The sequence below is a fragment of the Microbacterium gorillae genome (assembly GCF_050990725.1).
In the GTDB taxonomy this organism is placed as follows: Bacteria; Actinomycetota; Actinomycetes; order Actinomycetales; family Microbacteriaceae; genus Microbacterium; species Microbacterium gorillae_A.
Genome location: NZ_CP158844.1, coordinates 3,876,082 through 3,901,209, shown reverse-complemented (window position 1 = coordinate 3,901,209; position 25,128 = coordinate 3,876,082). Strand labels below are relative to the sequence as shown.

At 68.4% G+C, this 25,128-nt stretch carries 22 protein-coding genes; 8 read left to right on the top strand and 14 right to left on the bottom strand.

Features of this window, described 5'->3' with window-relative positions; genetic code table 11:
• Positions 1-7: 7 nt before the first annotated feature.
• The 6 genes from ABTV68_RS18070 to ABTV68_RS18045 form a co-directional block, all read right to left on the bottom strand.
• Positions 8-1,138 (bottom strand): serine hydrolase domain-containing protein, encoded by a 1,131-nt coding sequence (locus tag ABTV68_RS18070; RefSeq protein ID WP_433675062.1) that lies wholly within the window; start codon positions 1,136-1,138, stop codon positions 8-10.
• Positions 1,135-3,540, bottom strand: a complete 2,406-nt coding sequence (locus tag ABTV68_RS18065) for a glycoside hydrolase family 3 protein (protein WP_433675061.1) — start codon at positions 3,538-3,540, stop codon at positions 1,135-1,137. Before ABTV68_RS18065 ends, ABTV68_RS18070 begins: the two co-directional genes overlap by 4 nt.
• Positions 3,537-4,388 (bottom strand): ATP-binding cassette domain-containing protein, encoded by an 852-nt coding sequence (locus ABTV68_RS18060; RefSeq protein WP_433675060.1) that lies wholly within the window; start codon positions 4,386-4,388, stop codon positions 3,537-3,539. Before ABTV68_RS18060 ends, ABTV68_RS18065 begins: the two co-directional genes overlap by 4 nt.
• Entirely contained in the window at positions 4,385-6,268 is a 1,884-nt protein-coding gene (locus ABTV68_RS18055) for a dipeptide/oligopeptide/nickel ABC transporter permease/ATP-binding protein (protein WP_433675059.1), read from the bottom strand. The genes ABTV68_RS18060 and ABTV68_RS18055 overlap by 4 nt, the downstream gene beginning before the upstream one ends.
• Positions 6,265-7,206: an ABC transporter permease gene (locus ABTV68_RS18050; RefSeq protein WP_433675058.1), complete on the bottom strand. Its 942-nt coding sequence runs from the start codon at positions 7,204-7,206 to the stop codon at positions 6,265-6,267. Before ABTV68_RS18050 ends, ABTV68_RS18055 begins: the two co-directional genes overlap by 4 nt.
• Before the next feature lie 71 nt (positions 7,207-7,277).
• On the bottom strand, positions 7,278-8,822 hold the full coding sequence (locus ABTV68_RS18045; RefSeq protein ID WP_433675057.1) for an ABC transporter substrate-binding protein: 1,545 nt from the start codon (positions 8,820-8,822) through the stop codon (positions 7,278-7,280).
• 175 nt (positions 8,823-8,997) lie between these two features.
• On the opposite strand from ABTV68_RS18045, the gene ABTV68_RS18040 reads away from it, so the two are divergent.
• From ABTV68_RS18040 to ABTV68_RS18030, 3 genes are read left to right on the top strand one after another with little or no spacing between them, the layout of a single operon-like run.
• The gene (locus ABTV68_RS18040) at positions 8,998-9,642 is read left to right on the top strand and encodes a TetR/AcrR family transcriptional regulator (protein ID WP_433675056.1); all 645 of its coding nucleotides are present in this window, start codon (positions 8,998-9,000) and stop codon (positions 9,640-9,642) included.
• Positions 9,643-9,655: 13 nt separating this feature from the next.
• Positions 9,656-12,061, top strand: a complete 2,406-nt coding sequence (locus ABTV68_RS18035) for a glycoside hydrolase family 2 TIM barrel-domain containing protein (protein WP_433675055.1) — start codon at positions 9,656-9,658, stop codon at positions 12,059-12,061.
• A gap of 33 nt (positions 12,062-12,094) precedes the next feature.
• A complete protein-coding gene (locus ABTV68_RS18030; RefSeq protein WP_433675054.1) occupies positions 12,095-12,880 on the top strand; it encodes an IclR family transcriptional regulator in 786 nt (261 codons plus the stop codon).
• A 2-nt stretch (positions 12,881-12,882) separates the two neighbouring features.
• Here ABTV68_RS18030 and ABTV68_RS18025 read toward each other — a convergent pair whose 3' ends face one another.
• From ABTV68_RS18025 to ABTV68_RS18015, 3 genes are read right to left on the bottom strand one after another with little or no spacing between them, the layout of a single operon-like run.
• On the bottom strand, positions 12,883-13,635 hold the full coding sequence (locus ABTV68_RS18025; protein WP_433675053.1) for an IclR family transcriptional regulator: 753 nt from the start codon (positions 13,633-13,635) through the stop codon (positions 12,883-12,885).
• A gap of 12 nt (positions 13,636-13,647) precedes the next feature.
• Positions 13,648-14,784 (bottom strand): alanine racemase, encoded by a 1,137-nt coding sequence (alr, locus tag ABTV68_RS18020; protein ID WP_433675052.1) that lies wholly within the window; start codon positions 14,782-14,784, stop codon positions 13,648-13,650.
• Positions 14,784-16,289, bottom strand: a complete 1,506-nt coding sequence (locus ABTV68_RS18015) for an amino acid permease (RefSeq protein WP_433675051.1) — start codon at positions 16,287-16,289, stop codon at positions 14,784-14,786. Before ABTV68_RS18015 ends, alr begins: the two co-directional genes overlap by 1 nt.
• 277 nt (positions 16,290-16,566) lie before the next feature.
• Between ABTV68_RS18015 and ABTV68_RS18010 the strand changes: the two genes are divergently transcribed.
• Positions 16,567-17,622, top strand: coding sequence for a homoserine dehydrogenase (locus ABTV68_RS18010; RefSeq protein ID WP_433675050.1), 1,056 nt, complete (start codon positions 16,567-16,569; stop codon positions 17,620-17,622).
• Positions 17,619-19,019, top strand: a complete 1,401-nt coding sequence (locus ABTV68_RS18005) for an aldehyde dehydrogenase family protein (RefSeq protein WP_433675049.1) — start codon at positions 17,619-17,621, stop codon at positions 19,017-19,019. The genes ABTV68_RS18010 and ABTV68_RS18005 overlap by 4 nt, the downstream gene beginning before the upstream one ends.
• Positions 19,020-19,070: 51 nt before the next feature.
• On the opposite strand, the gene ABTV68_RS18000 is transcribed toward ABTV68_RS18005, so the two are convergent.
• Positions 19,071-19,514: an Lrp/AsnC family transcriptional regulator gene (locus ABTV68_RS18000; protein WP_433675048.1), complete on the bottom strand. Its 444-nt coding sequence runs from the start codon at positions 19,512-19,514 to the stop codon at positions 19,071-19,073.
• A 108-nt stretch (positions 19,515-19,622) separates the two neighbouring features.
• On the opposite strand from ABTV68_RS18000, the gene ABTV68_RS17995 reads away from it, so the two are divergent.
• Positions 19,623-20,864, top strand: coding sequence for a trans-sulfuration enzyme family protein (locus ABTV68_RS17995; protein WP_433675047.1), 1,242 nt, complete (start codon positions 19,623-19,625; stop codon positions 20,862-20,864).
• Positions 20,861-21,754, top strand: coding sequence for a homocysteine S-methyltransferase (gene mmuM, locus ABTV68_RS17990; protein WP_433675046.1), 894 nt, complete (start codon positions 20,861-20,863; stop codon positions 21,752-21,754). Before ABTV68_RS17995 ends, mmuM begins: the two co-directional genes overlap by 4 nt.
• Here the strand turns inward: mmuM and ABTV68_RS17985 are convergent, their stop codons facing one another.
• On the bottom strand, positions 21,755-22,981 hold the full coding sequence (locus ABTV68_RS17985) for an MFS transporter (RefSeq protein ID WP_433675045.1): 1,227 nt from the start codon (positions 22,979-22,981) through the stop codon (positions 21,755-21,757).
• An 82-nt stretch (positions 22,982-23,063) separates the two neighbouring features.
• Here ABTV68_RS17985 and ABTV68_RS17980 point away from each other — a divergent pair, with 82 nt between their 5' ends.
• The gene (locus ABTV68_RS17980; RefSeq protein ID WP_433675044.1) at positions 23,064-23,369 is read left to right on the top strand and encodes an ArsR/SmtB family transcription factor; all 306 of its coding nucleotides are present in this window, start codon (positions 23,064-23,066) and stop codon (positions 23,367-23,369) included.
• 19 nt (positions 23,370-23,388) lie between these two features.
• Here ABTV68_RS17980 and ABTV68_RS17975 read toward each other — a convergent pair whose 3' ends face one another.
• The 3 genes from ABTV68_RS17975 to ABTV68_RS17965 all read right to left on the bottom strand — a co-directional run bounded on the left by ABTV68_RS17975 (position 23,389) and on the right by ABTV68_RS17965 (position 25,126).
• Complete coding sequence (locus tag ABTV68_RS17975; protein WP_433675043.1) at positions 23,389-23,754, bottom strand: VOC family protein; 366 nt, start codon at positions 23,752-23,754, stop codon at positions 23,389-23,391.
• Between the two features lie 159 nt (positions 23,755-23,913).
• Positions 23,914-24,435, bottom strand: a complete 522-nt coding sequence (locus tag ABTV68_RS17970) for an ATP-binding protein (RefSeq protein ID WP_433675042.1) — start codon at positions 24,433-24,435, stop codon at positions 23,914-23,916.
• 46 nt (positions 24,436-24,481) lie between these two features.
• Complete coding sequence (locus ABTV68_RS17965; protein ID WP_433675041.1) at positions 24,482-25,126, bottom strand: dihydrofolate reductase family protein; 645 nt, start codon at positions 25,124-25,126, stop codon at positions 24,482-24,484.
• Between the last annotated feature and the right edge of the window lie 2 nt (positions 25,127-25,128).

Genomic DNA, 25,128 nt, shown 5'->3' with positions numbered 1-25,128 from the left:
AGATGAATCATGCCAGGAGGCGACCGAGGTCACGGGCGAGCGCCGTGGCGCGCGGGTCCGCGCCGCCGGGCCAGGGGCCGCGCGCGATGGTCCAGGCGAATGTCAAGGCGGTGTCGGGGTCGACACACGCGAACGCGCCCATCGCGCCGTCGTGGCCGAACGCGCGAGGTCCGCCGAAGGGCAGAGCCTGGGACGGCTTCTGGAACACGATCGCGTGCGCGCGGTCGTGCTGATGAAGCACCTCGTCGTAGCCGCGGATCTGCTGCTGCCCGATGATCTCCGTCGTGTCGGCCCCGAGCAGGGGAGCGGCTCCCTCGACTCCGGTCACCGTCACCGCGAACAGTCGGGCGAGGCCCCGCGCGCTTCCGGTTCCCGAGGCGCCGGGGTGGCCGTAACGCCAGCTGGACGGATCCCGTCCCAGGTCCACGTCGCCGCCGGGCGAGGCGAAGACGACCGGGCCGAGCGGCGAGAACGACGGCACGGTCGTGTCAGATACCGGACGCACCATCGGCAGCAGCGTGACCAGCCGATGCTCCTGCGTCTCGGGGAGTCCCAGGAAGAAGTCGATGTCGTGCGGGGCGCGGATCTCCTGCTCGTAGAACTCGTGCAGCGTCCGTCCCGTCACCCGGAAGACGAGCTCGTCGCCCAGGTTGCCGATCGTGAGCGCGTGATATCCGAAGGCGGATCCCGGATGCCAGAACGGCCGGCTGGCCGCGAGACGCTCGGCGGCGGCGTGATGGTCCAGCAGCTCCGCCGTGGTCAGCGCGGGAGAGGTCTGGGGGAGCCCCGCCTGGTGCGACAGCAGCTGGCGCGCGGTGACCGCGGCCTTGCCCTTCGCGGCGAACTCCGGCCAGTAGTGCGCGACCGGCTGGTCGAGGTCGAGCTCGCCCCGTTCGACCAGCAGTCCGATCGACAGCCCGATGGTGTTCTTCGTGACCGAGAACGGGACCGTGACAGAGTCCTCACCCAGGTGAGGTCCGCCCCAGGCATCCAGGACGACGTGACCGTCGTGGTAGGCCGCCACCTGGAAGGAGAGGTCGGCGTCGTGGGCGAGGTAGCCCTCCAGGCGCGCGACGACATCGGAGAGTCGATCGTCGGCGCGCCCCCGGAGGAGACCCGTGAGCTCGGAGTGAGTCACTCCTGCGTCCACTCGACGCGCAGCGGAAGCTCGGCGACCGAGGAGCCCACGGCGAGGGTGTACGTGCCGGGCTCGACGACCCACTCACCGGCCCAGTGGGCCAGGCGGCGGGCGGGGACGGGGATGGTGACCGTCGCCGTGTCGCCGGCCGCCACCTGGGTGACCGCGAAGCCGACCAGCCAGCGGACCGGGCGATCGACGCGGGAGTCGGTGCGCTCGGCGTATACCTGAACGACCTGCTTGCCCGTGCGCTCGCCGGTGTTCGTGACGGTCGCCTCGACAGTGTCGCCGGTGCGGCGGGCCGCATCCCACGACCACTGCGTGTAGCCGAGACCGTGGCCGAAGGGGAACGCCGGCTCGGCCGCGTTCTTGAGCCAGGCGCGGTAGCCGATGTTGATGCCCTCGTCGTAGTGGAGACGTCCGTCGACCGGGGTGACATCGCTCACCGGCACATCGGCGAGGGTCGCGGGCCAGGTGGTGGGCAGTCGACCGCCGGGCTCGGCGGCACCGGTGAGCACATCCGCGACGGCGTGACCGAACTCCTGCCCGCCGAAGTAGCCCTGCACGATCGCGGCGACGCTCGACGCCCACGGAAGCACGACAGGAGAGCCGGCGTTCACCACGACGATCGTGGGAGTGCCGGTGGCGGCGACAGCACGGACCAGATCATCCTGGCGGCCCGGCAGGTCCAAATCGGCGCGGTCGTAGCCCTCGGATTCGACGGCCGAGTTCGTCCCTACGACGACGATGGCCACCTCGGCCGCGCGTGCTGCTTCCGCAGCGCGCGCGATGAGGAGGTCGGGGTCGGTGCGCTCGGGGGCGATGCCGAGGGTCACGCTGAGCGCGCCGTCGATGGCACCGCGGGACTCACGCGTGAACTCGGCGCGGATGTCCACCGCTCGGCCCGCCTCGACCCGGACGGCGGCGGTGACCGACGGCGGGTTCAGGAACGCGGCACCGAGGTCTGTGCCCTCCAGCACGGGAACGTCGTCCAGCACCAGCTGTTCGTTCACGAAGACGCGGCCGGGGTTGGCGCCGGCGAAGCCGAGCTGGATCTCGCCGCTCTCGCTCGGCGTGAAACGGGTTTCGAGAACGACCGTGCGGCTCGCGCCGATCGGAGCGTCGCCGCCGAACCAGACCAGGGCGGTGGAGCGGCGATCCTCGGCGAACAGCTTGGTGCCGTCCGCCCCGAGGAAGGAGACGCGCAGGCCAGGTGCGCCGGTGACCGGGTTCGTGATGGCCCCCAGCGGGATCTCGGCGACGCCCTCCTGCACGACGGCGCCGATCTCGTAGTGCACGTCGGCCGACGCGAACGACGCGCGCAGGGCATCGAGCGGAGAGACCACGCTCTCCGGCAGCACCGTGGCGGAGCCGCCGCCCTGGGTGCGGGCATCCTTCGCGTTGTGGCCGATGATGGCCACGCGGCGAAGCGCGGCGGCATCCAGCGGGAGGACACCGGAGTTCTGCAGGAGCACCGTTCCCTCGATGGCGGCCTCCCGTGCGAACGCGGAGGCGTCCAGCGGGGCGGGAACGATGGCGTCGGAACCCTCCAGCGCGCCCACGCGCTCGGCGAGCAGCAGGATGCGAAGCACCTTGCGATCGATGTCGGCTTCCTGCACTCGGCCGTCGCGGACCGCCGCGACGAGATCCGCCCAGGCGGGAGCGGGACCGGGCATCGCGAGATCCTGCGCGGCGGCGATCGCGTCGAGCGAGCGCACGGCCGTCCAGTCGCTGACGACCACGCCGTCGAAGCCCCACTCGCTGTTCAGCGGGTCTTCCAGCAGCTCGTTCTCGGTCATCGTGACGCCGTCCACCGAGTTGTACGCGCTCATGATCGACCACGCGCCGGCCTCGACCGCACGCTCGAACGGCGCGAGGTAGAGCTCTCGCAGCGCTCGATCGTCGACCTCGACGTCCACCGTGAAGCGATCGGTCTCCGAGTCGTTGGCCACGTAGTGCTTCGGTGTGGCGGCCACGCCGTTCTCCTGCAGCCCGCGGACGTAGGCGGCGCCCAGTTCAGCGGTGAGCTCGGGATCCTCGCTCAGGCACTCGAAGTGGCGTCCACCGAGCGGCGAGCGATGCAGGTTGATGGTGGGACCGAGAACGACGTCGACGCCCTTCCTGCGAGCCTCCGATGCCGCAGCCGCGCCGTAGCGGTAGGCGAGATCGATGTCCCAGGACGCGGCCAGCGCCGAACCCGACGGCATGTTCAGCGATGGTTCGCGCTCGTCCCACCGGGGTCCGCGGACGCCAGCCGGGCCGTCCGAGAGGGTGAGAGCACGCAGGCCGATCTCCGGCAGCGGGGTGGTCGTCCAGAAGTCGGCACCCTGGATGAGCGCCGCCTTCTGCTCGAGCGTCAGCTTCGCCAGGAGCGGGAGGAGGTGATCGGTGGTCGCGGTCATGCTGCGGTTCCTTCCGCGGAGGTCTGCGCGTCGATGAGGGCGCGGCGGTCTGCGCGCCGCTTCTGCTGCGCGTCGGGATCGGGGACGGGCGCTGCCAGGAACAGTCGCTGGGTGTAGGGGTGCTGCGGGCGGGAGGTGACCTGATCACCATCGCCGGTCTCGACCAGTTCGCCGCGGAACATGACAGCCACGCGATGGCTGATGTGGCGGACCACGGCGAGGTCGTGCGAGATGAAGAGGTAGGCGACGCCCGTGCGCTCCTGGATCTCGATGAACAGGTCGAGCACGCGAGCCTGGGTCGAGAGATCAAGGGCGGACACGGGCTCGTCGCACACGATCAGCTTGGGATCCAGCGCCAGCGCGCGGGCGATCGCCACGCGCTGGCGCTGCCCGCCGGAGAACTCGCGGGGAAGTCGACGGGCAGCATCCGCCGGCAGGCCCACGCGATCGAGCAGGTCGGAGACGCGAGCGAGAGCCTCACGGGAGGCGACCCCCCGCGCGGTCAGCGGCTCGGCGAGGATCTGGGCGATCGTCATCGACGGATTCAGCGAGGAGTACGGGTCCTGGAACACGACCTGGATGTCGCTCGCGAGTCCGCGGCGCTCGCGGCGGTTCAGATGACCGATCTCGCGACCCTCGAACGTCACCGAGCCGCCCGTCACCGGAGCGAGGCCGAGAACGGCGCGGCCCAGCGTGGTCTTGCCAGATCCGGACTCGCCCACCAGCCCCATCGTCTCGCCGGGGCGGATGTCGATCGACACTCCCTTGAGGGCGTGGAACGGCTGGGCGCGGAATCCCTTGCCCGGGTAGGTGACGTTGAGGTCGGAGACCTCGAGCAGGGCGGTCATGACCGGCCTCCTTCGGTGGTGGTCGCGCTCACGAGCGGCCCGCGGGCCGGTCCCTCGTCGAGGATCGCGTCGAGCAGCGACTGCGTGTACGGGTGCGACGGGGTGCGCAGGATCGTGCGAACCGGGCCTTGTTCGACGAACAGACCCTGCTGCATCACCGTCACGCGGTCGCAGAGGTCGGCGACGACGCCGAAGTTGTGCGTAACCAGGAGCATGGCCATCTGGCGCTCACGCTGCAGGTCGCGAAGCAGATCGAGCACCTCCGCCTGCACGGTCACGTCGAGAGCGGTGGTCGGCTCGTCCGCGATGATCAGATCGGGATCGGTAGACACGGCGCCCGCGATGAGGACGCGCTGCGCCATGCCTCCGGAGACCTCGAACGGGTAGGCGTCGAACGTGCGCTTCGGGTTCGGGATGCCGACCCGGTCGAGCAGCGCGAGCGCCTTATCGGTGGCGTCCTTCTTGGACAGTCCGAGGTGCTTGCGCAGCGGCTCGATCAGCTGGTAGCCGATGGTGAACGAGGGATCCAGGTTGCTCATCGGCTCCTGCGGGATGTAGCCGATCCGCGTTCCGAGAATCCCGGAGTACGCCCGCTCGGAGGCGCCGGCCAGCTGCGTGTCCTCGAGGAGGATCGAGCCGCCGGTGACCTGCCCGCCACGGGGGAGCAGCCCGAGCACGGCGAACGCGGTCTGCGTCTTGCCGGATCCGGATTCTCCGATCAGGCCGTGCACCTCGCCTCTGCGAATCTGCAGGGAGACGCCGTGCACCACCTCGATGTCGGCACCGCGCGGCTGCTGATACGCCACCCGCAGGTCGTCGATGGAGAGGATCGGTGCGCCGCCCAGGGCGCTCGTGCGCTCATCGTCGGGATGGACGATGGTCTCGCCGATGATCGGCAGCTCCGCCGAGTCCTCGAGCGCGTCGGCATCTCCGCCCGACAGGTTGACGGACGTGGTGACAGCCGCGATCGACCCGGTGGCGGTGGTGACAGCGCGGCGGCGACGACGGCGGACGACGGTCGTGCGCTCCAGGACATCACGCATGCCGTTGGCGAGCAGCGTCAGCGCGATGGACGTGACCGCGATGGCGAGCGAGGGCCAGACCATGAGGAGCGGCTGCTTGTAGATGTTCGCGAAGCCATCGTTGAGCATGCTGCCCCAGGTCGGAACGCTCATGTCGCCGAGCCCCAGGAACTCGAGCCCCGACTGGATCGCGATCGCGATGCCGGTGATGATCGCCGACTGGATGATGATCGGTGCGCGGACCACAGAGAGGATGTGTCGACCGATGATGCGGAGGTCGGACAGTCCCGACACACGGGCCGCATCGACGTAGAGCTCCCCGCGCACCGCGGTCACGGCGGCGTGCACCAGGCGGAAGTACGCGGGAGCGAGCAGGATGCCGAAGATGAACATCGCCAGCCACACGCTGGGGCCGAGCACCGTGCGTGCCGCAAGCAGCACGACCATGCCCGGAAGCGCCATCACCAGGGACGTGACCCACGAGGCGACGGTGTCGAAACGACCGCGGTAGTAGCCGGCGATCAGGCCGGAGACCACGCCGATGACCAGGGCCGTCACGACGGCGACCATGGCGGCAGCCAGCGTGATCTGGGTGGCGGCCAGGAGGCGGGATAGCACGTCGCGGCCCGCGCTGTCGGCGCCGAGCGGGTGCTCGGCGCTCGGGGTGGCGAGCACCAGGTCGAGCGAGGCCAGGTTCGGGTCGAAGGGAGCGATCCACCGGCCGATGACCGCGATCACGGCTACCAGAAGGAGGAAGATCAGCGACACCAGCGCGACCGGACGGCGCACGAGCCGGCTCAGCAGCGAGGTCTTGACGGCGGGCGTCGGCACCGCCGGGGGCGTGGCAATGGCGGTCATGAGAGTCGCACCTTCGGGTTGAGAGCGGCCTGCGCGAGGTCGATGACGAGGTTGACGATGAGCACGATCACGGCGAAGGCGATCACGACACCCATGACGACGGGGATGTCGCCCTGCGTGGTGGCCGACACGGTGAGCTGGCCCATGCCGGGAAGGGCGAAGACCTGCTCGACGATCACGGCTCCGCCGAGGAGGCCGATGAACTGCACGGCCAGCACGGCGAGTGCGGGGCCGCCGGCGTTGCGCAGCACGTGCTTGTAGACCACGCTTCCCGAGGAGAGCCCGCGTGCACGCAGCGTCCGGACGTAGTCGCGCGACATCGCGTCGGTGACGGAGCCGCGGATCTGCTGTGCGACGGCGGCGATCGCGCCGAGCGAGAGGGCGATGATCGGCAGCGTCACCGATGCCAGCCAGCCGGCGAACGACTGGGTGATGGGTATGTACCCGGTGGCTTTGAAGAGGCGCAGGTTGATCGCGAAGATCAGCACCAGGTACAGCGCGATCAGGAAGCCCGGGATCGCGAAGCCGACCACCGAGATGAACTGGACCAGCGCGTCGACCCAGCCGCCGCGACGGGCGGCGAGGACGCCGAGCACGATGGCGAGCACGGCGGAGATGATGGTCGCGCCGATCACGAGGGACAGGCTCACGCTCAGGCGGCCGCCGAGGCTCACGGCGACCAGCTGCCCGTTGAACCACGATCGACCCAGGTCGCCGGCGAGTGCGGAGGTGAGCCAGTCCCAGTACTGCACCACGAGCGGGCGGTCGAGGCCGAGTTCGGTCGACTTCTGGGCGACGAGTTCGGCGGTGGCGTTCTGGCCGAGGATGCGACGCGCGATGTTCGCGCTGTCGAGGAAGAGGAGCCCGAACGTCACGATCGAGATGACGACGAGCAGGACGACGCCGGAAATCACACGGCGGACGATGAACATGAGCATGCTGCGCTCCTGTGTCTCAGAGGAATCGGGATCCGGCCCGCCCGCCGATGCGGGCGGGCCGGACGGGCCGATCAGGACTTCGGCGTGAAGTCGTAGATCGCGGGGTAGGCGTTTGTCGGGAGCACCTTGACCGTGGTGTTCGCGTCCGTGGCGAAGCTTCCCTGCACGCGGTAGAACGGGGCGAACCAGGCCTGCTCGACGATGTACTTGTTCAGCTCCTTGGCCACCGACGCCTGCGTCGCCTCATCGCCGTACTGGATCTGCTTGATGTACTCGTCGACCTTCGGGTCGTCGTAGTGGAACGGGTTGAAGATCGCGGTGGGGGCGATCATGAACTGAATCAGCTGCCAGTCCGGGTTCTGCTCCAGCGCCATGAACGACTGGGCGAACTTCGGGGCGAGCAGGTCGGCGATGAAGTTGTTGCCCGGGTCGGTGTACTCGACCTGAACGCCGATGTCGTTGAGCTGCTGCTCGATGAGCGTGTACGTCGTGGCGCCGAGCAGGGTTGACGACGGCATCGACAGGGTGAGCCCCGTCGCGTACCCGGCTTCGGCCAGGAGCTCCTTCGCCTTCGTCGGGTCGTACGTGTAGTAGTCGTCGAGTGCCGGATCGTAGGCCGCGGACGACTTCGGGAACACCTGCGTGGTCACCGTGCCGTTGCCGAGCTGCAGCGCCTTCAGCAGACCCTCGCGGTCGAACGCGTAGTTGAGGGCCTGGCGGACACGCACATCGGCGAGCGCCGGGTTCATCGTTCCCGCGCGGTCGAGGAGCAGCAGACCCTGGAAGTCGAGCTCGTTGGCGTTCACTGTCCAGCCGGCGCCCTCGACCTCGGCGAGGTTGTCGTTGCTGGCGAGCTTGACGCCGTTGGCCTCGCCGGCCTTGATCGCGTTGAGCGATGCGGTGGCGTCGGCCAGCACGTTGATGACGAGCTTGTCGTAGTGCTGTGCGTCCGGGTTCCAGTAGTCCGGGTTCTTCGTGTACGAGTAGCTGGTGCCGGTGACGGTGGCGGCGGTGTCGAGGATGTAGGGGCCGGAGCCGACGGGGTTGGTGGCGAGGTCGTCGTTGCCGAGCGATTCGCCGCTGGCGACCAGACCCGGGTCGCGTGTCAGGTAGTTCAACAGCGCGGGATCGGGCGCGCCCAGCGTGATGACGACGGTGGTGTCGTCCGGAGCCTCGAAGCTCGTCACGCCGGCGAAGTAGTTCGCGTCGGGCGAGGTGCCCTCTTTGAAGCGATTCAGGTTGTCGACGACGACCTGCGCGGTGAGCTTGGAGTCGTCCGAGAACGTCACGTCGTCGCGGATCGTGAGCGTGAGCACGGTGTTGTCGTCGTTGTACGACCACTTGGTCGCGAGCCAGGGCTCGATGGTGCCCTCGGGGGTGGCGAGAAGCAGGGTGTCGAAGACGGCCTGGTAGTACGGGGCGCGGTTGCCCCATTCGGCACCGGACGGGTCGAGGGTGGTCGGGGCGATGATCGCGCCGAGGGTGAGGGTGCCGCCGCTTCCGCCGCTCGAACCGCCCTCGTCGGCTGCGCTGCCGCAACCGGTGAGAGCGAGAGCTGCGATGGCGATGGCGGCTGCTGCTGTGGCCTTCCAGCGGAACATCTTTGGTCCCTTCATCGGTGGGCGATACCCCTGCGGATCGCCTCTGTCGAGCGAAGCTAGCAGCAAAAACGAGTGGGCACTAGCTTTTTGGAAGAGAAACCTAGTGCTTCTTAGAATTTCGTTATAGAACGGTTGTGAGGAGTATCCCGAAGCCCGCGATGCCGCGGGCACCTGGGGTACGGTGACAGCGATGACGAAGGCAATGACGACCACAGCACCGCGGCGAGCGCGCGGAGAATATGCCAAGACGAAGGAACGCCGCGAGGCGATCCTCGATGCCGCGCTCGAGGTGTTCGCCGAGGGGGGCTATCGCGCTGGTTCTCTTCGCGAGGTCGCTCAACGCGTGTCGATGAGCGAGGCCGGACTGCTGCACCACTTCCCGAACAAGGTGGCGCTGCTGCAAGCCGTGCTGGATCGACGCGACGAGATGTCGCGCAAGCTGGTGCCGATCGAGGGGGACGACGGCGCTGCGCTGCTGCGTGGTCTCGTTCGCCTCGCCGCGCACAACGCATCTGTGCCCGGTGTCGTCGAGCTGTTCTGCACGCTGTCGGCGGAGGCGACGTCGCCCGACCATCCCGCACACGCCTATTTCGTCCGCCGCTACAACTACACGCGCGACAACATCACACGCGCCTTCGCCTCGCTCGCCGCCGTGAACCGCGTCACGGCGGGCCTGACCCCGGAACGCGCAGCGATCACGTTGATCGCCATGATGGACGGTCTGCAGGTGCAGTGGCTGTTGGACCGGGATGTTGTCGACATGGCGGAGACTCTGCAGCGGTTGATCGCGAGCTTCGTCGACATCGACTGGGACGTGGAAGACCCGCCCGCCTGACCCGAGGAGAGACATGATCCGCATCCCCTTCCACGACGGATGGAGTGTCGGCCCGAAGCTCGGTGCGTTCGAATCGCGCACTGCGGCCACCGCCTCCGTTCCCGTCACGCTCCCGCACGACGCGCTGCGCAATCTGCCGCGTTCCGCGGAGAGCGGGCAGGGCGTGCACGCGGGGTACATCCCGGGTGGCGTGTTCGAGTACGCCCGCAGCTTCGACGTGCCCCGCGAATGGGCGGACAAGACCGTGCGCATCGAGTTCGAGGGCGTGTACCGGGATGCGACCGTGTTTGTGAACGGCGACTTTGCCGCGCACGAGCCGAACGGCTACACGGCGTTCGTGGTCGATGCCGATCCCTTCCTGCGCTTCGGGGAGGAGAACACCCTCACGGTGGAGGCGCGCGTTCACCGCGACAGTCGCTGGTACACCGGCGGCGGAATCTATCGGCCGGTGCATCTCGTGGTCGCCGATCCCGTGCACATCGCCCTCGACGGCACGACGGCGACCACCACGGATATCGACGCCGACCGAGCGATCGTCGAGATCGCGACCATCGTCGAGAACGGCACCCGTCACACCGCCACGCGGAGGGTGCGCTGGTCGATCGTCGATGCCGACGGCGCCGCGGTGGCGACAGGTGATGCGCCGATCACGGTGCTCCCCGGTGAGCAGGCCACCGCGCGGCTCCGGGTGCCCGTTGCGCAACCGCGCCTCTGGGGGCCCGACTCTCCGTACCTCTACCGCCTGCGCACCGAACTCACCGACGCTGCGGGCGCAGTGATCGACGAGGACGAGACCCCCCTGGGTATCCGCCGGCTGCAGCTCGATGCTGCTCGCGGTCTCCGAATCAACGGTGAGACCGTTGACCTCCGTGGCGCGTGCATCCATCACGACAACGGTCCGCTCGGCGCGATATCGGTGGCGGATGCGGAGCAGCGCCGCGTGCGTCGGCTGAAGGAAGCCGGGTTCAATGCGATCCGCAGCGCTCACAATCCCGCCAGTCGTGCGCTGCTGGACGCCTGTGACCGCGAGGGCATGCTCGTGATGGACGAACTCACCGACGTGTGGACGAAATCCAAGACGGCGTTCGACAGCTCGATCGGCTTTGACGAGCGCTGGCGGTGCGACGTCGCTGCACTGGTCGCGAAGGACCGCTCGCACCCCAGCGTCGTGCTGTACTCGATCGGCAACGAGATCCTCGAACTCGCGACGCCGCACGGCGCGACGTGGAGTCGGCGCCTGGCCGAGGAGTTCCGTCGCCTGGACCCCACTCGATTCGTCACCAACGGCATCAACGGGATCATCGCGAACCTGGGTCACCTCGCCGAGATCGCCGCCGCCGATCCGAACACCATGATGGCCGACATGGGCGAGCGGATGGCGCTGATGAACGCGTCTGCGTTCATCACGGATTCGATCGAAGAGTCGGCGGCCGTCCTCGACGTCGTGGGCTTCAACTACGCCGACTCGCGCTACGACCTGGACGCGGAGCTGTTCCCGAACCGCGTGATCGTGGGGTCGGAGACCTTCCCTGATCGCATCGCCTCGCTGTGGGCGGACGTTCGGCGCCTGCCGCACGTGATCGGTGACTTCACCTGGACCGGGTGGGACTACATCGGCGAGGCGGGGATCGGACGCGTGGACTACACCGATGCACCCGGCTACGAGCCGACCGGCACCGCCGGTCCCTTCCCGTACCTCCTCGCGGCCTGCGGTGACATCGACATCACCGGGCATCGACTCCCCGCATCCTTCTACCGCGAGATCGCGTACGGCCTTCGCACCGAGCCGACCATCGCCGTGCACCGCCCGCAGCATCACGGCCGTCCCGTCGCGAAGACGCCGTGGTCGTGGGATGACGTGGTGTCGAGCTGGAGCTGGGATGTGGCACCGGGCTCACCGGTCACGGTCGACGTCTATGCGGACGCGGAGGAGGTCGACCTGCTGCTCGACGGTGTGTCGATCGGTCGGTCCGCGGTCGGATCGCCGCGTGCACTGATCGCCCGATTCGAGACGACGTACCGCCGCGGTGAGCTCACCGCTGTCGCATATCGAGACCATGTGGAGATCGGACGCTCGTCGCTGCGGTCCGCCGCGGATCCGGTGCTCGTGGTGCGAGCGGAGCACGCGGAGATGGCGGCCGACGGGCTGGGCTATGTCGAGATCGCGATCGCGGACGCCGACGGAGTCCTGCTCTGCGATGCGGACCGCCTCGTCTCCGTCACCGTGTCCGGCGGATCTCTGGCGGGGCTCGGCTCGGGGCGAGCACGCACGGAGGAGTCGTTCGGGGCTGATGCCGTCACCACCTTCGACGGACGAGCGCTGGCCATCGTGCGCGCTGATCCCACGGCAGACCAGGTGCGCATCAGCGTGACCGCCGACGGCCTCGGCTCCGCGGATGCCGTCATCGGCGTCCGCTGAGCCCAGCGGCGCTGCCCCCGATATCATCGCGGTGTGAGCCTGCCTGATGACGCCATCTCCGAACGCACCAGCATGGGGCGTGGGATGGACGTCATCTCGTGCCTCGCTGACATGTCGGCGGCCGGGGAGCAGGGTGTGTCGGTTCAGGACATCGCGCGGGCGCTGGAGCGGGATCGGTCGCAGATCTCCCGCACGCTCGCCGCGCTGGCCGAGGAGCAGCTCGTCTCGCGCGGCTCCGACGGTCGCTACCGACTGGCGTGGAGCTGGTACGCCTCGGCGGAGCAGCTGGTGGAGCGGCGACTGCGCGTCGAGGGTCGCACCATTCTCGACGAACTCTCGGAGAGCGCGGGGGAGGCCTGCTTCCTCGGCGTGCTCGAGGGCGATGCCACGGTCACGATCGTGGAGAGCGTGCCGACGGCTGCCCGATTGATCGGTTCGTGGATCGGGCGCGCCTACCCGGCCTTCTGCAGCGATGCCGGCCAGGCCGTGCTGTGGGACGCGTCGGACGACGAGGTCCGCGGAGTGTTCAGCCGCACCGAGTTCCGCAGCGCCGGGCCGAACGCGGCCACGTCCGTGGACGAGTTCCTGCGGCGCCTTGCGGCCTCACGAGAGCGGGGTTACGCCATCGTGGCGGAGGAAGCCGAGCCCGGTCTGTACTCGGTATCGGCACCCGTCTGGGACTTCCGGGGCGAAGTCATCGCCGGCATGCAGATCGTCGGGGAACGTCGGCGACTGGAACCGCGGTCCCCGGCCCTCGGGGAGGCGTGCGCTGACGCGGCGCGTCGTCTGTCAGCGATGCTCGGTGCGCGCGAGAGCTGATCTCACGAAGCCTGGATGAGTCGGCTCAGGTGCGCGGCTGCACCGCGTACAGCGCTCTGGGCCTCCTGCGTGCGTCGCTGCGAGAGCTTGCCGGCGCTGATCCCGATCGACACCACGATGCCGCGGTGGTCGCGGATCGGAAGGGCGAAGTCGCGGACGCCCTCGACATACTCGTCGCGGGCATCGATGATGCCCGATCCGCGGTCGCGGTCGAGCAGTTCCTGAAGCTCGTCGACGGAATGCGCCGCGCCGGGGCCGCCGACGCCGACGAACTGCACGCCTGCGAGGAGCGTGTCGAGACTCTCACGCGCGTGGTCCCACAACAGCGCGCGGCCGGGGCCCGTGCACCAGATGGGCGTCAGGCTTCCCGGACGCAGGTAATCCGCCGAGACCCCGGGCCCCTTCTCCGTGCGCAGCAGGATCGCAGCCGGCCCATCCGCGGCGACCAGCTGGGCGGATACGCCCAGCGTGGACGCCAGCACCCGCAGACTCTCCCGCGCCGCTCGCAGCCACGGCCGGCTGAGCGCCCCCGCGGTGCGGAAGTACCCGGTGCCGGCCTTCAGCACCGCGGCTTCGTCACGATCGAGATAGTCGAGTTCGCGCAGTTCACGAGTCAGGCGTGAGACGCGACTGCGCTCGATGCCGGTGGCCTCAGACAGTCGTGAGGCGTTGTGACCCTGCCGCCCCGATCGCTCCTGGGCCACGGCCGCTTCGAGCAGCGCGAGTCCCTGCAGGAGTGAGGACGGGGGTGTCATTGGTGGATGCCTCTATCGGATCGCGGGAGTCGGCAGGTTCACGACGACCCGCGGGTTCAGTCGAGCCCAAGCGGCGTATGCGGTGGCGGCGATGCTGCCGCTGTCGCGTTCGATGTCCGCGGAGCGTATCTCCGCCGATCCCTGCCGCCCGTACAGTACCACTTCGTCACCGATGCCAACCGCGGGGACGTCGGACACGTCGATCACCAGGCTGTTCATCGCGAGGCGGTCCACCACCGGCACTTTCCGCCCGTGAACCAGGGCGTGACCCCGGCCGCCGAGCGTGCGCGGGTAGCCGTCGGCGTAGCCCACGGGTACGACGGCCAGCCGGCTGGCGCGGTCCAGTCGTGCCATGCGGTCGTATCCGACGGTCCGACCCGCGGGGTACGGATTGATCGCCGCGATGCGCGACACGAGGCGCATCGCGGAGCGCAGTTCCGGAACGGGTGCCGACGTGTCGCCATAGAGCGCGGCACCGATTCGGACCAGGTCCATGCGCGACTCGGGGACGGTCAAGGCGGCGAAAGAGGTGGCGCTGTGCAGCTCGACATCCGCCCCGGCACCCAGCATCCGAGCGGCAGAGGCGGCCTGCCACCGGAACGCTGCGGTGCCGGCGCGGACATCGTCGGCATCTTCGCACGGGAAATGCGAGCAGATGCCAACCACCGCGAGCTCTGGACTCGCGGCGATCTGTCCCAGCAGGGCGGGCGTCTGCGCGTCCTCCGCGTCCATGCCGTCCCGGGTGAGGCCGGTGGAGTTGAGCGAGATATGGACGCGGATCGGGCGCCGGAGGGTGCGGGCGGCGGCGGTCACGACGCGTGCGTGATCACCGCCGCCCAGCCACTCCTCGATGCCGAGTTCGCCGGCCTCCTCGATCTCCTCGCGCAGCGCCACGCGGACGCGCAGGATGCGCCCCGTGAAGCCGAGTCGCCGCGCCTCGGCGGCCTCATCATTCGAGGTGATGCCGATGATGTCGACGCCCGCCCCCATCAGAACCGGCAGGGTGGCTGAGATGCCGTGCCCGTACGCGTCCGCCTTCACCACGCCGCAGAACCGGGTCGTCTCGCCGAGTCGGCTCCGGACGATGTCGAGGTTGTGGGCGATGGCTCCGGCGTCGATCTCGACCCAGACAGGAGTGGCGGCGCTCATCAGCGCGACAGGTCGGACGCCGGCTGCTCCGCGTCGATCGGGGCTTCCTCCGACAGGACGGTGACGGGCTTCGCGCCGCGACGACCATAGCGCCACCAGAAGTACAGGTAGCAGAGACCCACGAACGGAACGCCGAAGTACAGTGCGGCGACCTGGTTCGGGTCGAAGGCGATGGCCACGAGCGAGATCGACAGCAGCACGAAGGCGACGATCGGCAGCACCGGATACAGCGGCGAGCGATACGCCAGCTTCGTGACGTCACCGCCCTCGCGGACGAAGCGGCGGCGGTGGAAGAACAGCGACGCCACGATCGACATCCACACGGCCACCACCGCGAAGCCGGCGATCGACACGAGCACGAGGTAGACGGTCTGCGGCGCGATCACGCTGGAGACCAGCGAGACGAGGCCGAGGCCGAGGCTCACCGTCAGGGCCACCAGCGGGATCCCGCGCCGGGTGAGACGACCCAGCACCGCCGGGGCGTGCCCTTCTTCCGCCAGCGAGAAGAGCATCCGCGCGCAGGAGAACAGGCCGCTGTTGCCGGCCGAGAGCAGCGCGGTGATGATGACGAAGTTCATGATGTCTGCGGCGTAGGGGATGCCCACGTACTCGAAGACGTCGACGAAGGGGCTGCTGGTGAGGCCGGCGTCCTCGTAGGGCAGGATGGCGGCGATCACGGTGATCGATCCGACGAACAGGATCAGCAGACGGAGCACCGTGGAACGGATGGCCTTCGGGATGTTCTTTCCCGGATCCTTGGTCTCGCCCGCAGCCACGCCGATCAGCTCCGACCCGCTGAACGCGTAGAAGACGGCGAGAGCGGTCACGACGACACCGGCGATGCCGCCGGGGAAGAGTCCCTCGGGGGTGACGAAGTTGCTGAACAGCGGGGCGGCGGGGTGCTCGGTGGACAGCGGCGTGAATCCGAAGATGGCCATGGCGCCGAAGACGATGAGCGCGACGATCGCGACCACCTTGATCAGCGAGAACCAGAACTCGGCCTCGCCGAACACGCGCGCCGAGATGGCGTTGATGCTGAACAGCCCGACGGCGAAGATGAGGCACCAGACCCAGACGTCGACGCCAGGGAACCAGCGCTGCATGAGGATGCCGGCTGCGGTGAACTCCGAGCCGAGGGCTACCACCCAGCACAGCCAGTACAGCCAGGCCGTAGCGAAGCCCGTGGCAGGACCGATGGAGCGCGACGCGTAGATGTGGAAGGCGCCCGAGACCGGGTAGGCCAGGGCCAGCTCACCGAGGCATGCCATCACGAGCCACACGACGAACGCGCCGATGAGGTAGGCGATGATCGCGCCGAGGGGGCCCGCTTGACTGATGGTGTAGCCGGAGCTCAGGAAGAGGCCCGAGCCGATGACGCCGCCGAGGGCGATCATGATGAGGTGTCGTGCGTCCATGGATCGCTGCAGACGTCGCAGCGGCACCTGGGTGGCGGTGGTGTGAGGGAGGGCGTTGGGCAGCGCACTCTGTTCGGGCAACGGGCTCATGATTTCTCGCAATCGAGGAGGAGATCAGGGTGAAGGCCTGTGCTAAATCATCACAACTTTGTGTCAATGGTGCACGTGGCGTGTCGGCAGATTACCTGCGCCGGGTGAGTGACACAAGCGAATCCGCAGAATCCGACACCGTCGGGGGTGATTCGAGCAGACCCTCCGTCAGATGGTCGAATCGGCATCCGCCGTGAGCGATCCGACAGGCGCGCACGGACGCGATCACCGGAGAGGCTGAGCCAGTCCTTCCCCTGATCCTTCAAAGGAGCCCGACGTGAACCGTCATGACATTGCACTGATCGGCTTCGGCGGCGTGAACCGTGCGCTGGCGCAGATCATTCTCGATCGCGGTGACGAACTCGCGACCGACCTCGGCTTCGCCTTGCGCGTGGTCGCCATCACCGATCTCCGACTCGGGTCGCTGATGCAGGCCGACGGTATCGACCTCGCGCACGTGTTCGCCATGACGGACGGCGAGACCTTCGCCGGCATGTCGGGAGGCGCGGCTGAGCCGCAGAACGAGTACGTGATCCGCAACACCACCGCCGACATCGTCGTCGAGGCCACCTTCACCAACCCGATCGATGGCGAGCCGGGCATCTCCCACGTCCGTGCCGCACTGGAGAGCGGCAAGAGCGTTACCACGACGAACAAGGGTCCCGTCGCCCTGGGCGGGGTCGAGCTCAACCGCCTCGCCGCCGCGAACGGCGTGACGTTCCAGTACGAGGGGTCAGTGGTGAGCGGCACCCCGATCCTCCGATTCGCATCCGAAACCCTCACGGGTCTGCAGATCAACGCGGTCGAGGGCATCCTGAACGGCACCAGCAACTACGTGCTCGGCCAGATGGAGTCGGGGATGACCCTGGAGGCCGCGGTGACGGAGGCGCAGGCGCTGGGATACGCGGAAGCCGACCCGACGGCCGACATCGAGGGATCGGACGTGCAGTTGAAGGTCGTCATCCTCGCCAACGAGATCCTGGGCGCGAACCTCACCACCGCCGATGTCAGTCGACGCGGCATCTCGGAGCTCTCGGCCACCGACATCGTCGAGGCGGCTGCGCAGGGCAAGCGCTACAAGCTGATCGGATCGGCGTTCCGCAACGCGGCGGGCGGCGTCACCGCGAAGGTGGAGCCGATGGCGCTCCCGCTGACGCACCCGCTGGCGAGCATCAGCGGCCCCACCAACGCCGTGTCGTTCGACACCGATCTGCTGGGCACCGTGACCGTCTCCGGTCCGGGTGCCGGCCGAATCGAGACCGCGTACGCGCTGCTGTCCGACATCATCGCGATCGACGCGCACCAGCGCGCGCAGGTGGAGGTCTCCTCGTGAGCGACGTGGTGAGCGCTCCGGCCTACCCGGACCTCGTGGTCACCAACCCGTTCGACGGCGCGACCATCGGTGTGGTGCCGCAGTCCGGACCCGACCAGCTCGACCAGATCCTCGACCGCGCTCGCACGGGGCTGCAGCGTTCGCGCGCGCTGTCGCGCTTCACGCGGCACGCGATTCTCGATCGCGCCTCCGCGCTGCTGCGCGAACGTGCGGAGACGGCCGCCGGTCTGATCGTCAGTGAGGCGGGCAAGACCATTCGGCAGGCGCGTCGCGAGGTGGCGCGCGCCGTCATGACCCTCTCGCTCTCCGCCGACGCCGCCCGATCCGATGCGGGCGAGGTGATTCCCTTCGACGCGTTCGAGGGATCCGAGAACCGCCGCGGCTGGTTCACGCGTGAGCCGCTGGGCATCATCGTCGCCATCACCCCGTACAACGATGCGCTGAACCTCGTCGCGCACAAGCTGGGCCCCGCGATCGCGGGGGGAAACTCGGTCGTGCTCAAGCCGTCCCAGCTGACCCCGCTGACCGCGCGGTTCCTGGTGAACCTGCTCGTCGACGCCGGCCTGCCGGAAGAGGTCGTAACCGTCGTGCACGGGGATCGCCACCTGGCGCAGGCTCTCATCTCCGCGCGCGAGGTGCGCATGGTGTCCTTCACCGGCGGCTTCGCCACGGGCGAGGCGATCGCGCGCTCCGCCGGTCTGAAGAAGCTCGCGATGGAGTTGGGTGGCAACGCTCCGGTCATCGTCTTCTCCGACGCCGACATCCCCGCCGCGGTGGACGCGTGCGTGTCCGGCGCGTTCTGGGCGGCCGGCCAGAACTGCGTGGGAGCACAGCGCATCCTGGTGGAGCGCTCGGCCTACGAGGAGTTCCGCAACCTGTTCGCGGTCCGCACCGCGGCGCTGAAGGCGGGCGATCCGTGGGATGAGGCCACCGACGTGGGTCCGATGATCTCCGTCGCCGCCGCGGAGAGCGCTGAGCGGCTGGTCGCCGACGCGGTGGCTGCCGGTGCCCGCGTGCTCGCGGGTCAGCGCCGGGAGGGCGCGGTGCACTGGCCGACCGTCGTGGAAGGCGTGCCGTTCTCGTGCGAGCTGTGGGCGGACGAGGCATTCGCGCCGGTGGTCGTGCTGACGCCCTTCGATACGGAGGAGCAGGCGATCGCGCAGGCCAACGAGATCGACTACGCGCTGCACGCCGCCACGTTCACGCGCGACCTGGGCCGCGCGCTGCGGGTATCGGAGCAGCTGGAAGCTGGGGGAGTGATGATCAACGACTCCTCCGACTACCGCATCGACAGCATGCCGTTCGGCGGTGCGAAGTACGGCAGCATGGGCCGCGAGGGTGTGCGTTTCGCCTATGAGGAGATGACCCAGCCGAAGGTCGTCTGCATCAACGCCTGACGAGCGCACGAGCCCGCGCCCGCGAGCGGATCGCGGGCGCGGGCTCGCGTGTCAGCGTCGATCGATGGCCCGGGACAGCGACACGGACGTCACGGTGTCGGCGACACCGGGCAGTGCGGCGATCTGCTCCCAGATCTGCCCGACGCGCTCCATCGAGTCGGCCTCGATGGTCACGAACAGGTCGTAGGCGCCCGAGAGCACGTCGCAGCGCGTGACCTCGGCGATGCCGCGGAGCGCATCGATCACGTGCTCGCCACGCATCCGATCGGCGCGATAGACCATGACCATCGCAGTGACGCGGGGGCGGGAGGCGTTCCCGCGCACCACGGTGTAGCCGGCGATGACCCCGTCGCGCTCCATGCGCTCGATGCGCTGGCGCACGGCGTTGCGTGACAGGTGCACCTGCGTCGCCAGCGTCGCCATCGATACCCGGGCCCCTGCGCTCAATGCGGCGAGCAGGTGCTGGTCGATGTCGTCCAGATTCGATGCGCCCATTTCGCTCCGTGCGTTATTAGCAATTGCAAGTGTTAATCGCACACGTTATCGTAGATCCGCGATGTCGTCCACAGCAGATGCCATCGCCCAGTGGAAGGTAGGAATGCAATGTCGCAACGACCGGACCGCCGACGGGCCGAGACCCTGTCGGACCTCAGCCTCGCCGTGCACGCGGGCAATCGCATGGACTCCACGAAGGCGCTGCGCACGCCTCTCGTCATGGCGAACTCGTATGAGCTCCCCGACGACCCGAGCGAGATCAGCTGGTCGGCCACAGCGCCGGGCCTCTACACCCGCAACACCGGTGTGAACCAGGCGGCGCTGCAGGACAAGCTCGCTGCCCTCGACGGCGGGGAGGACGCCGTGGTGCTGGCATCGGGTGTGGCGGCACTGCACGCGGTGTTCTTCACGCACGTCCGGGTCGGCGATCACGTCGTCGTGGGGGATGTGACCTATGAGGCCACGTGGCGGCTGTGGACCGAACTCCTGCCGCAGCGATACGGCATCGAGGCGACCTTCGTGGATGTCGGCGATCTTGACGCACTGCGCGCGGCCATCCGTCCGAACACGAAGCTCGTGTGCATCGAGGCCATCGCGAATCCCACCACCAAGGTGGCGGACGTCGCGGCGATCGCAGAGATCAGTCACGCCGCCGGCGCCATCCTCATGGTGGACTCCACCTTCACCCCGCCGCCCTTCTATCGTCCGATCGCTGATGGGGCGGACCTGGTCGTCCACTCCCTGACCAAGTACATCAACGGTCACGGTGACGCGATGGGCGGTGCGGTCATCGGCACGCGCGAGCTCATCGAGCCGATCAAGGCGGACGCGATGGTGGATGTCGGCGGGATCATCTCGCCCTTCAACGCCTGGCAGATCCATCGCGGTTCGGTGACTCTCCCGCTGCGCCTCGCCCAGCACCTGAAGTCGGCGCTCGCCATCGCCGAGTTCCTCGAGAGTGACCCCCGGGTCGCGTACATCTATTACCCGGGCCTGCCGTCGCATCCGGACCACGAGCTGGCCACGCGGCAGTTCGGCGGTCGTGGGTACGGGGGGATGATGGCGTTCGCGGTGGTCGGCGATCCCGAGACACAGAACCGATTCGTCGCGAATCTCCGACTCATCACGTCCGGCTTCTCCCTCGGGCATGATGATTCGCTGATCGTGCACACCGGGACCGAAGGCGGGCGCGTGGCCACGTATCCGCTGCCGTTCCGCACGCTCGGACACCTGCGGCTCTCGGTCGGCATCGAAGACACGGACGATCTGCTGGCCGATCTGGCGGCGGCGCTCGATGCGACGTTCCCGTCGCACGTTGTCGCGCCGGCAGGGGAGACGGTGTCCGCGTGACCCGGCGTTCCGTGATCGTGCTCGATGGGGGGCTCTCGAACGCGCTCACGGAACGCGGTCATGACCTCACCGACGACCTGTGGACCGCGCGTCTGCTGCGCGACGCCCCCGGCGAAGTCGCCGCCGTGCATCGCACGTACTTCGAAGCCGGCGCCCACGTCGCGACCACCGCGAGCTACCAGGCCAGCGTCGCCGGGTTCGAACGTCACGGCATGATCCGCTCCGAGGCGGAAGCACTCATCAGGCGGAGCGTGGTGATCGCCCGTGGGGTGCGGGACGAGTTCGCCGCCTCCGCAGGCGATGGTGTGCCCCGGCTCGTTGCCGCCTCCGTCGGTCCCTATGGTGCGGTGCTCGCGAACGGAGCGGAGTACCGGGGACGCTACGGACTGACTCGTGCTCAGCTCCGCGATTTCCACGCGCCCCGACTCGAACTGCTTGCCGGTGCGGAACCGGACATGTTCGCCTTCGAGACGATTCCCGATCTGGACGAGGCGGCCGTGCTGGTCGCGCTCGCGGATGAGTTCGCGATTCCCGCGTGGCTGTCCGTTACCGTGTCGGGAACCGACCTCCGTGACGGCAGGCCCGCCGCCGAGGCCTTCGCGCTTGCAGCCGGCCACGATGTGATCGTCGCCGTGGGCGTGAACTGTTGCGCACCGGCGGACGTGCTGCCCGCGGTGCGTTCGGCGATCGAGGTGAGCGGCAAAGCCGCCATCGCGTACCCCAATTCGGGGGAGACGTGGGACGGCGATGCCCGTCGCTGGTTCGGTTCCTCCGCCTTCGACCCGTCGCTTCCGGCGTCGTGGGCCGACGCCGGTGCCACGTTCATCGGCGGCTGCTGTCGCGTGGGCCCCGCCAGCATCGCCGCGATGGCCCAGGCGCTCGGCGAGTAGTCAGTTGCGCCGCCGTAACCGCATCGTGAAGGCGGTGGCGGCGAGGGTGATGACCACGATGCCGTAGCCGACGCAGACGGCGTCAAGGCCCACCACTCCGACCAGCATTCCGGCGATGACCGCCGGGACACCGAACGCGAGGTAGGCGAGCAGGTAGATGACGGCGAAGGTGTCTGCCCGTGCGTCGGCGGGGATCTTCGGCGCCAAGGATGCGACGACACCGGCGAACGCGGTGCCGAAGCCCATGCCCGTCACACCTGCTGCCACGAGGTAGAACGCGAGCGATCCCGACCGCAGGGCGATGAGCGACAGCAGGGTTCCGATGGCGAGAGCCGCGGTGCCGAACAGCACGGTGGATCGGGCCGAGACCTTCCGCAGCGCGAGCGCTGTGAGCGCTCCGACTCCGGCGAGCAGGGCGACGGCGAGCCCCTGCCAGAGATGAGCCTCGCCACCGAGTTCGGTGCGCACGATGTTGGCACCGAGCGAGAGGAAGAGGCCACCGGTCGCCCAACCGGCGATCACGGCGGGCGCCGCGCGCCAGAAGTCGGCGCGGATGGGAGCGGGGATCGAGAGCCGGAGACTCAGTGAGCCCCACGCGCCCGGCCGGAGCGGCGCGGTTTCCGGTGCCAGGAGGAACAGCGCTGCCAGGACGATGTAGGCGGCCGTGAGCGGAGCGAAGACGTCGAAGAGCGGTGCGCTCGTCAGATCCAGCACGATGCCGGACACCAGTGCGCCGGATGCCAGTCCGATGCCCGGGCTGAGCGAGTTCCAGAGCGCCGCGATTCCCGGCCGGCCGGCAGGTGCCAGATCCAGCGCGGCCGCGGAGAGTGCTGAGATGAGCAGTCCGCTCGCGGCACCCTGCAGAGCGCGCGCGAGAATGAGGAGCAGCACGGTCTCGGCGTGCCAGAACAGCACCATGCTGGCAGCGAGGAGGAGGAATCCGGTGATGGCGACCGGTCGACGACCAACGTGGTCCGACAGCGACCCGGCGGTGAGCAGGGTCAACAGAAGGATGACCGCGTAGACCGCGAACACCGCACTGATCACGCTCGCATCGAAACCGATCTGCTGCGCCAGCACCGGGTAGAACGGTGATGGCGCGCTCGCTGCGAACATCATGACGATCTGCGCGACGATCGCGAGTGCGAAACCGAAGCGACGGCGCTGCGACAGGGCGGCGTCGGCGGTCACCAACCGTGGTGAGACGATGGGCTCAGTGGTGGTCATGGCGGGCTCCTCAATGGTTCGAAGAAGATCGAACTATCGGAGGCTACTCGCCTTCGTGCAATTGTTCAACTATTCTCGAACTATGCCTGGTGACCTTCCGCACCCTGAGCTCTCCGAGATCCAGCTCACAGATGTGCTCTTCGCCCTCAGCGATCCGGAACGTCTCGCCATCACCCGCCAGCTCGTCGGTGGTCCGCTGGATATGGCGGCGTGCCACGCCACCGACCCGAACCTCCCGAAGTCCACGAAGTCACACTTCATGAAGGTGCTGCGGGAGGCCGGCGTCATTCGCAACGAGCCGAACGGGCGCCGGCGGATCCTCACGCTGCGGCGTGAGGATCTCGACGAGCGCTTCCCCGGTCTTCTGGACGCTGTGCTCAACGCCTAGGTTGCGGCGTGTTGCGTGGTCAACCCGCGTTGACCACGCCCTCGAACAGGCCGATGTGATTGCCATCGGGGTCAACGATCACAGCCCACGCGCTGGTTTCGGTGATCGGCTGCTTGGCCTGCGCAACCGTGGCTCCCGCCTCCTGCGCCAGCGCGATCGTCTCGTCGATCGAGTCCACCTCGACGTAAGACCGCGGCTCGACAAAGCCCTCGCCACGCGGCGCCAGCCCACCGCCAGAGATGCCGTTCGGTGCCTGCCACATGGGGTAGTCCTCGAACCCGGGGATCTCCGCGATCTGCCAGCCGAAGAGCTTGGAGTAGAACTCCGCTCCGCGCTTCAGATCGCTCACCGGGATGTCGATGTGAGTGATGTCTCCGTGCGCCATGATGCTCCCTTTCGTCGTGTTGACGACGCCAGTCTGAACCTGGTCTCCGACACTGGCAAGAGTCGAGTCAGCGACGGTGATGGTGCGCGATACAGCGACGCTCTCGGACCTGCATCTTCGCCGGTCCCCGGCCGGGGTTCCATCTGGCTGCAGAGACTGCTAGTCCGACGCTGCTGAGGCGATCAGCTGAGCGGCCTCGGCGGGCGAAAGGTCGGTCGTGTCGACAACGTCTGCCTCCTCGCGAAGCCACGTGTCGAACGCCTCGGCGTAAGGGTCGAGATGGCTCATCCGGAACGTGGATGCGCCCAACTCCGTGTCTTCCTGGATTCGTCGACGAAGCGTGTCTTGGTCTGCGTGCAGCACGAAATGGCGCACAGGGATCCCATGCAACGCGAGGCCGCCGCTGATCTCCCGCCAATAGGACTCGACCAGCACGGTCATCGGCATCACGAGAGTCCCGCCCGTGTACTCGAGAATTCGGCGAGCAGTCTCAACGACCAGCGGTCGCCAGGGAGGCCAGTGCTGGAAGTTGCCCATCTCGGGCAACCCCGGCCGAACGTCCATGAGCGTCTCGCCGACCTTCTCGGCATCGAACACACGCGACCCGGGGATGAGTTCCTGCACCAGGGTGCTCGTCGTCGTCTTGCCGACGCCATGCGCGCCGTTGAGCCATACGATCACGGACTCGATGCTAACGAACGGGCTCCGGAAGCCCGACACTCGGTGTTCAGCGCCGAGTGAAGACCACGTGCGTGGTGCCGGATTCGGCGACCTCGCTCGTGACGTCGTAGCCGTCCTCCAGCCCGCGCAGCCCCTCCCAGATCGACTCGCCGCGCCCCAGGACGATCGGCGCGATCGCGAGGTGGAACCGGTCGACGAGTCGCGCCTGCAGGAACTGACGTGCCGTGCGAATGCCGCCGCCGACACGCACGTCACCGCCGTTCGCCGCTTCGGTCGCCCGCGCCAGCGCGTCCTCGGCGGTCGTGTCCACGAAGTGGAACACGGTCCCGTTGTCGAACGAGATCGATGGGCGCGGTGTGTGGGTCAGCACGAAGACCGGAACGTGGAACGGCGGCTCCTCTCCCCACCAGCCCCGCCAATCGGGGTCGTCACCGTGGTCGTGGAGACCGAACATCCCGGCTCCCATGACCTCGGCGCCGAGGTCTTCGAAGTACTGCTGGGCGTACTTCTCGTCGATCCCCGTGGTTCCGGCACCGCTGGTGTCACCCAGCACGCGGGCTCGGAACGTGCGCGTGGCGGTGTAGGCCGAGACGAGGCGACCCCAGTCCTCACCGAAGGGGTTCTCCGGAGTCTGGTCGGTGGTGGTGGCGTATCCGTCGAGGGACACGTTGAGGTCGATGCGCACTGCCATCG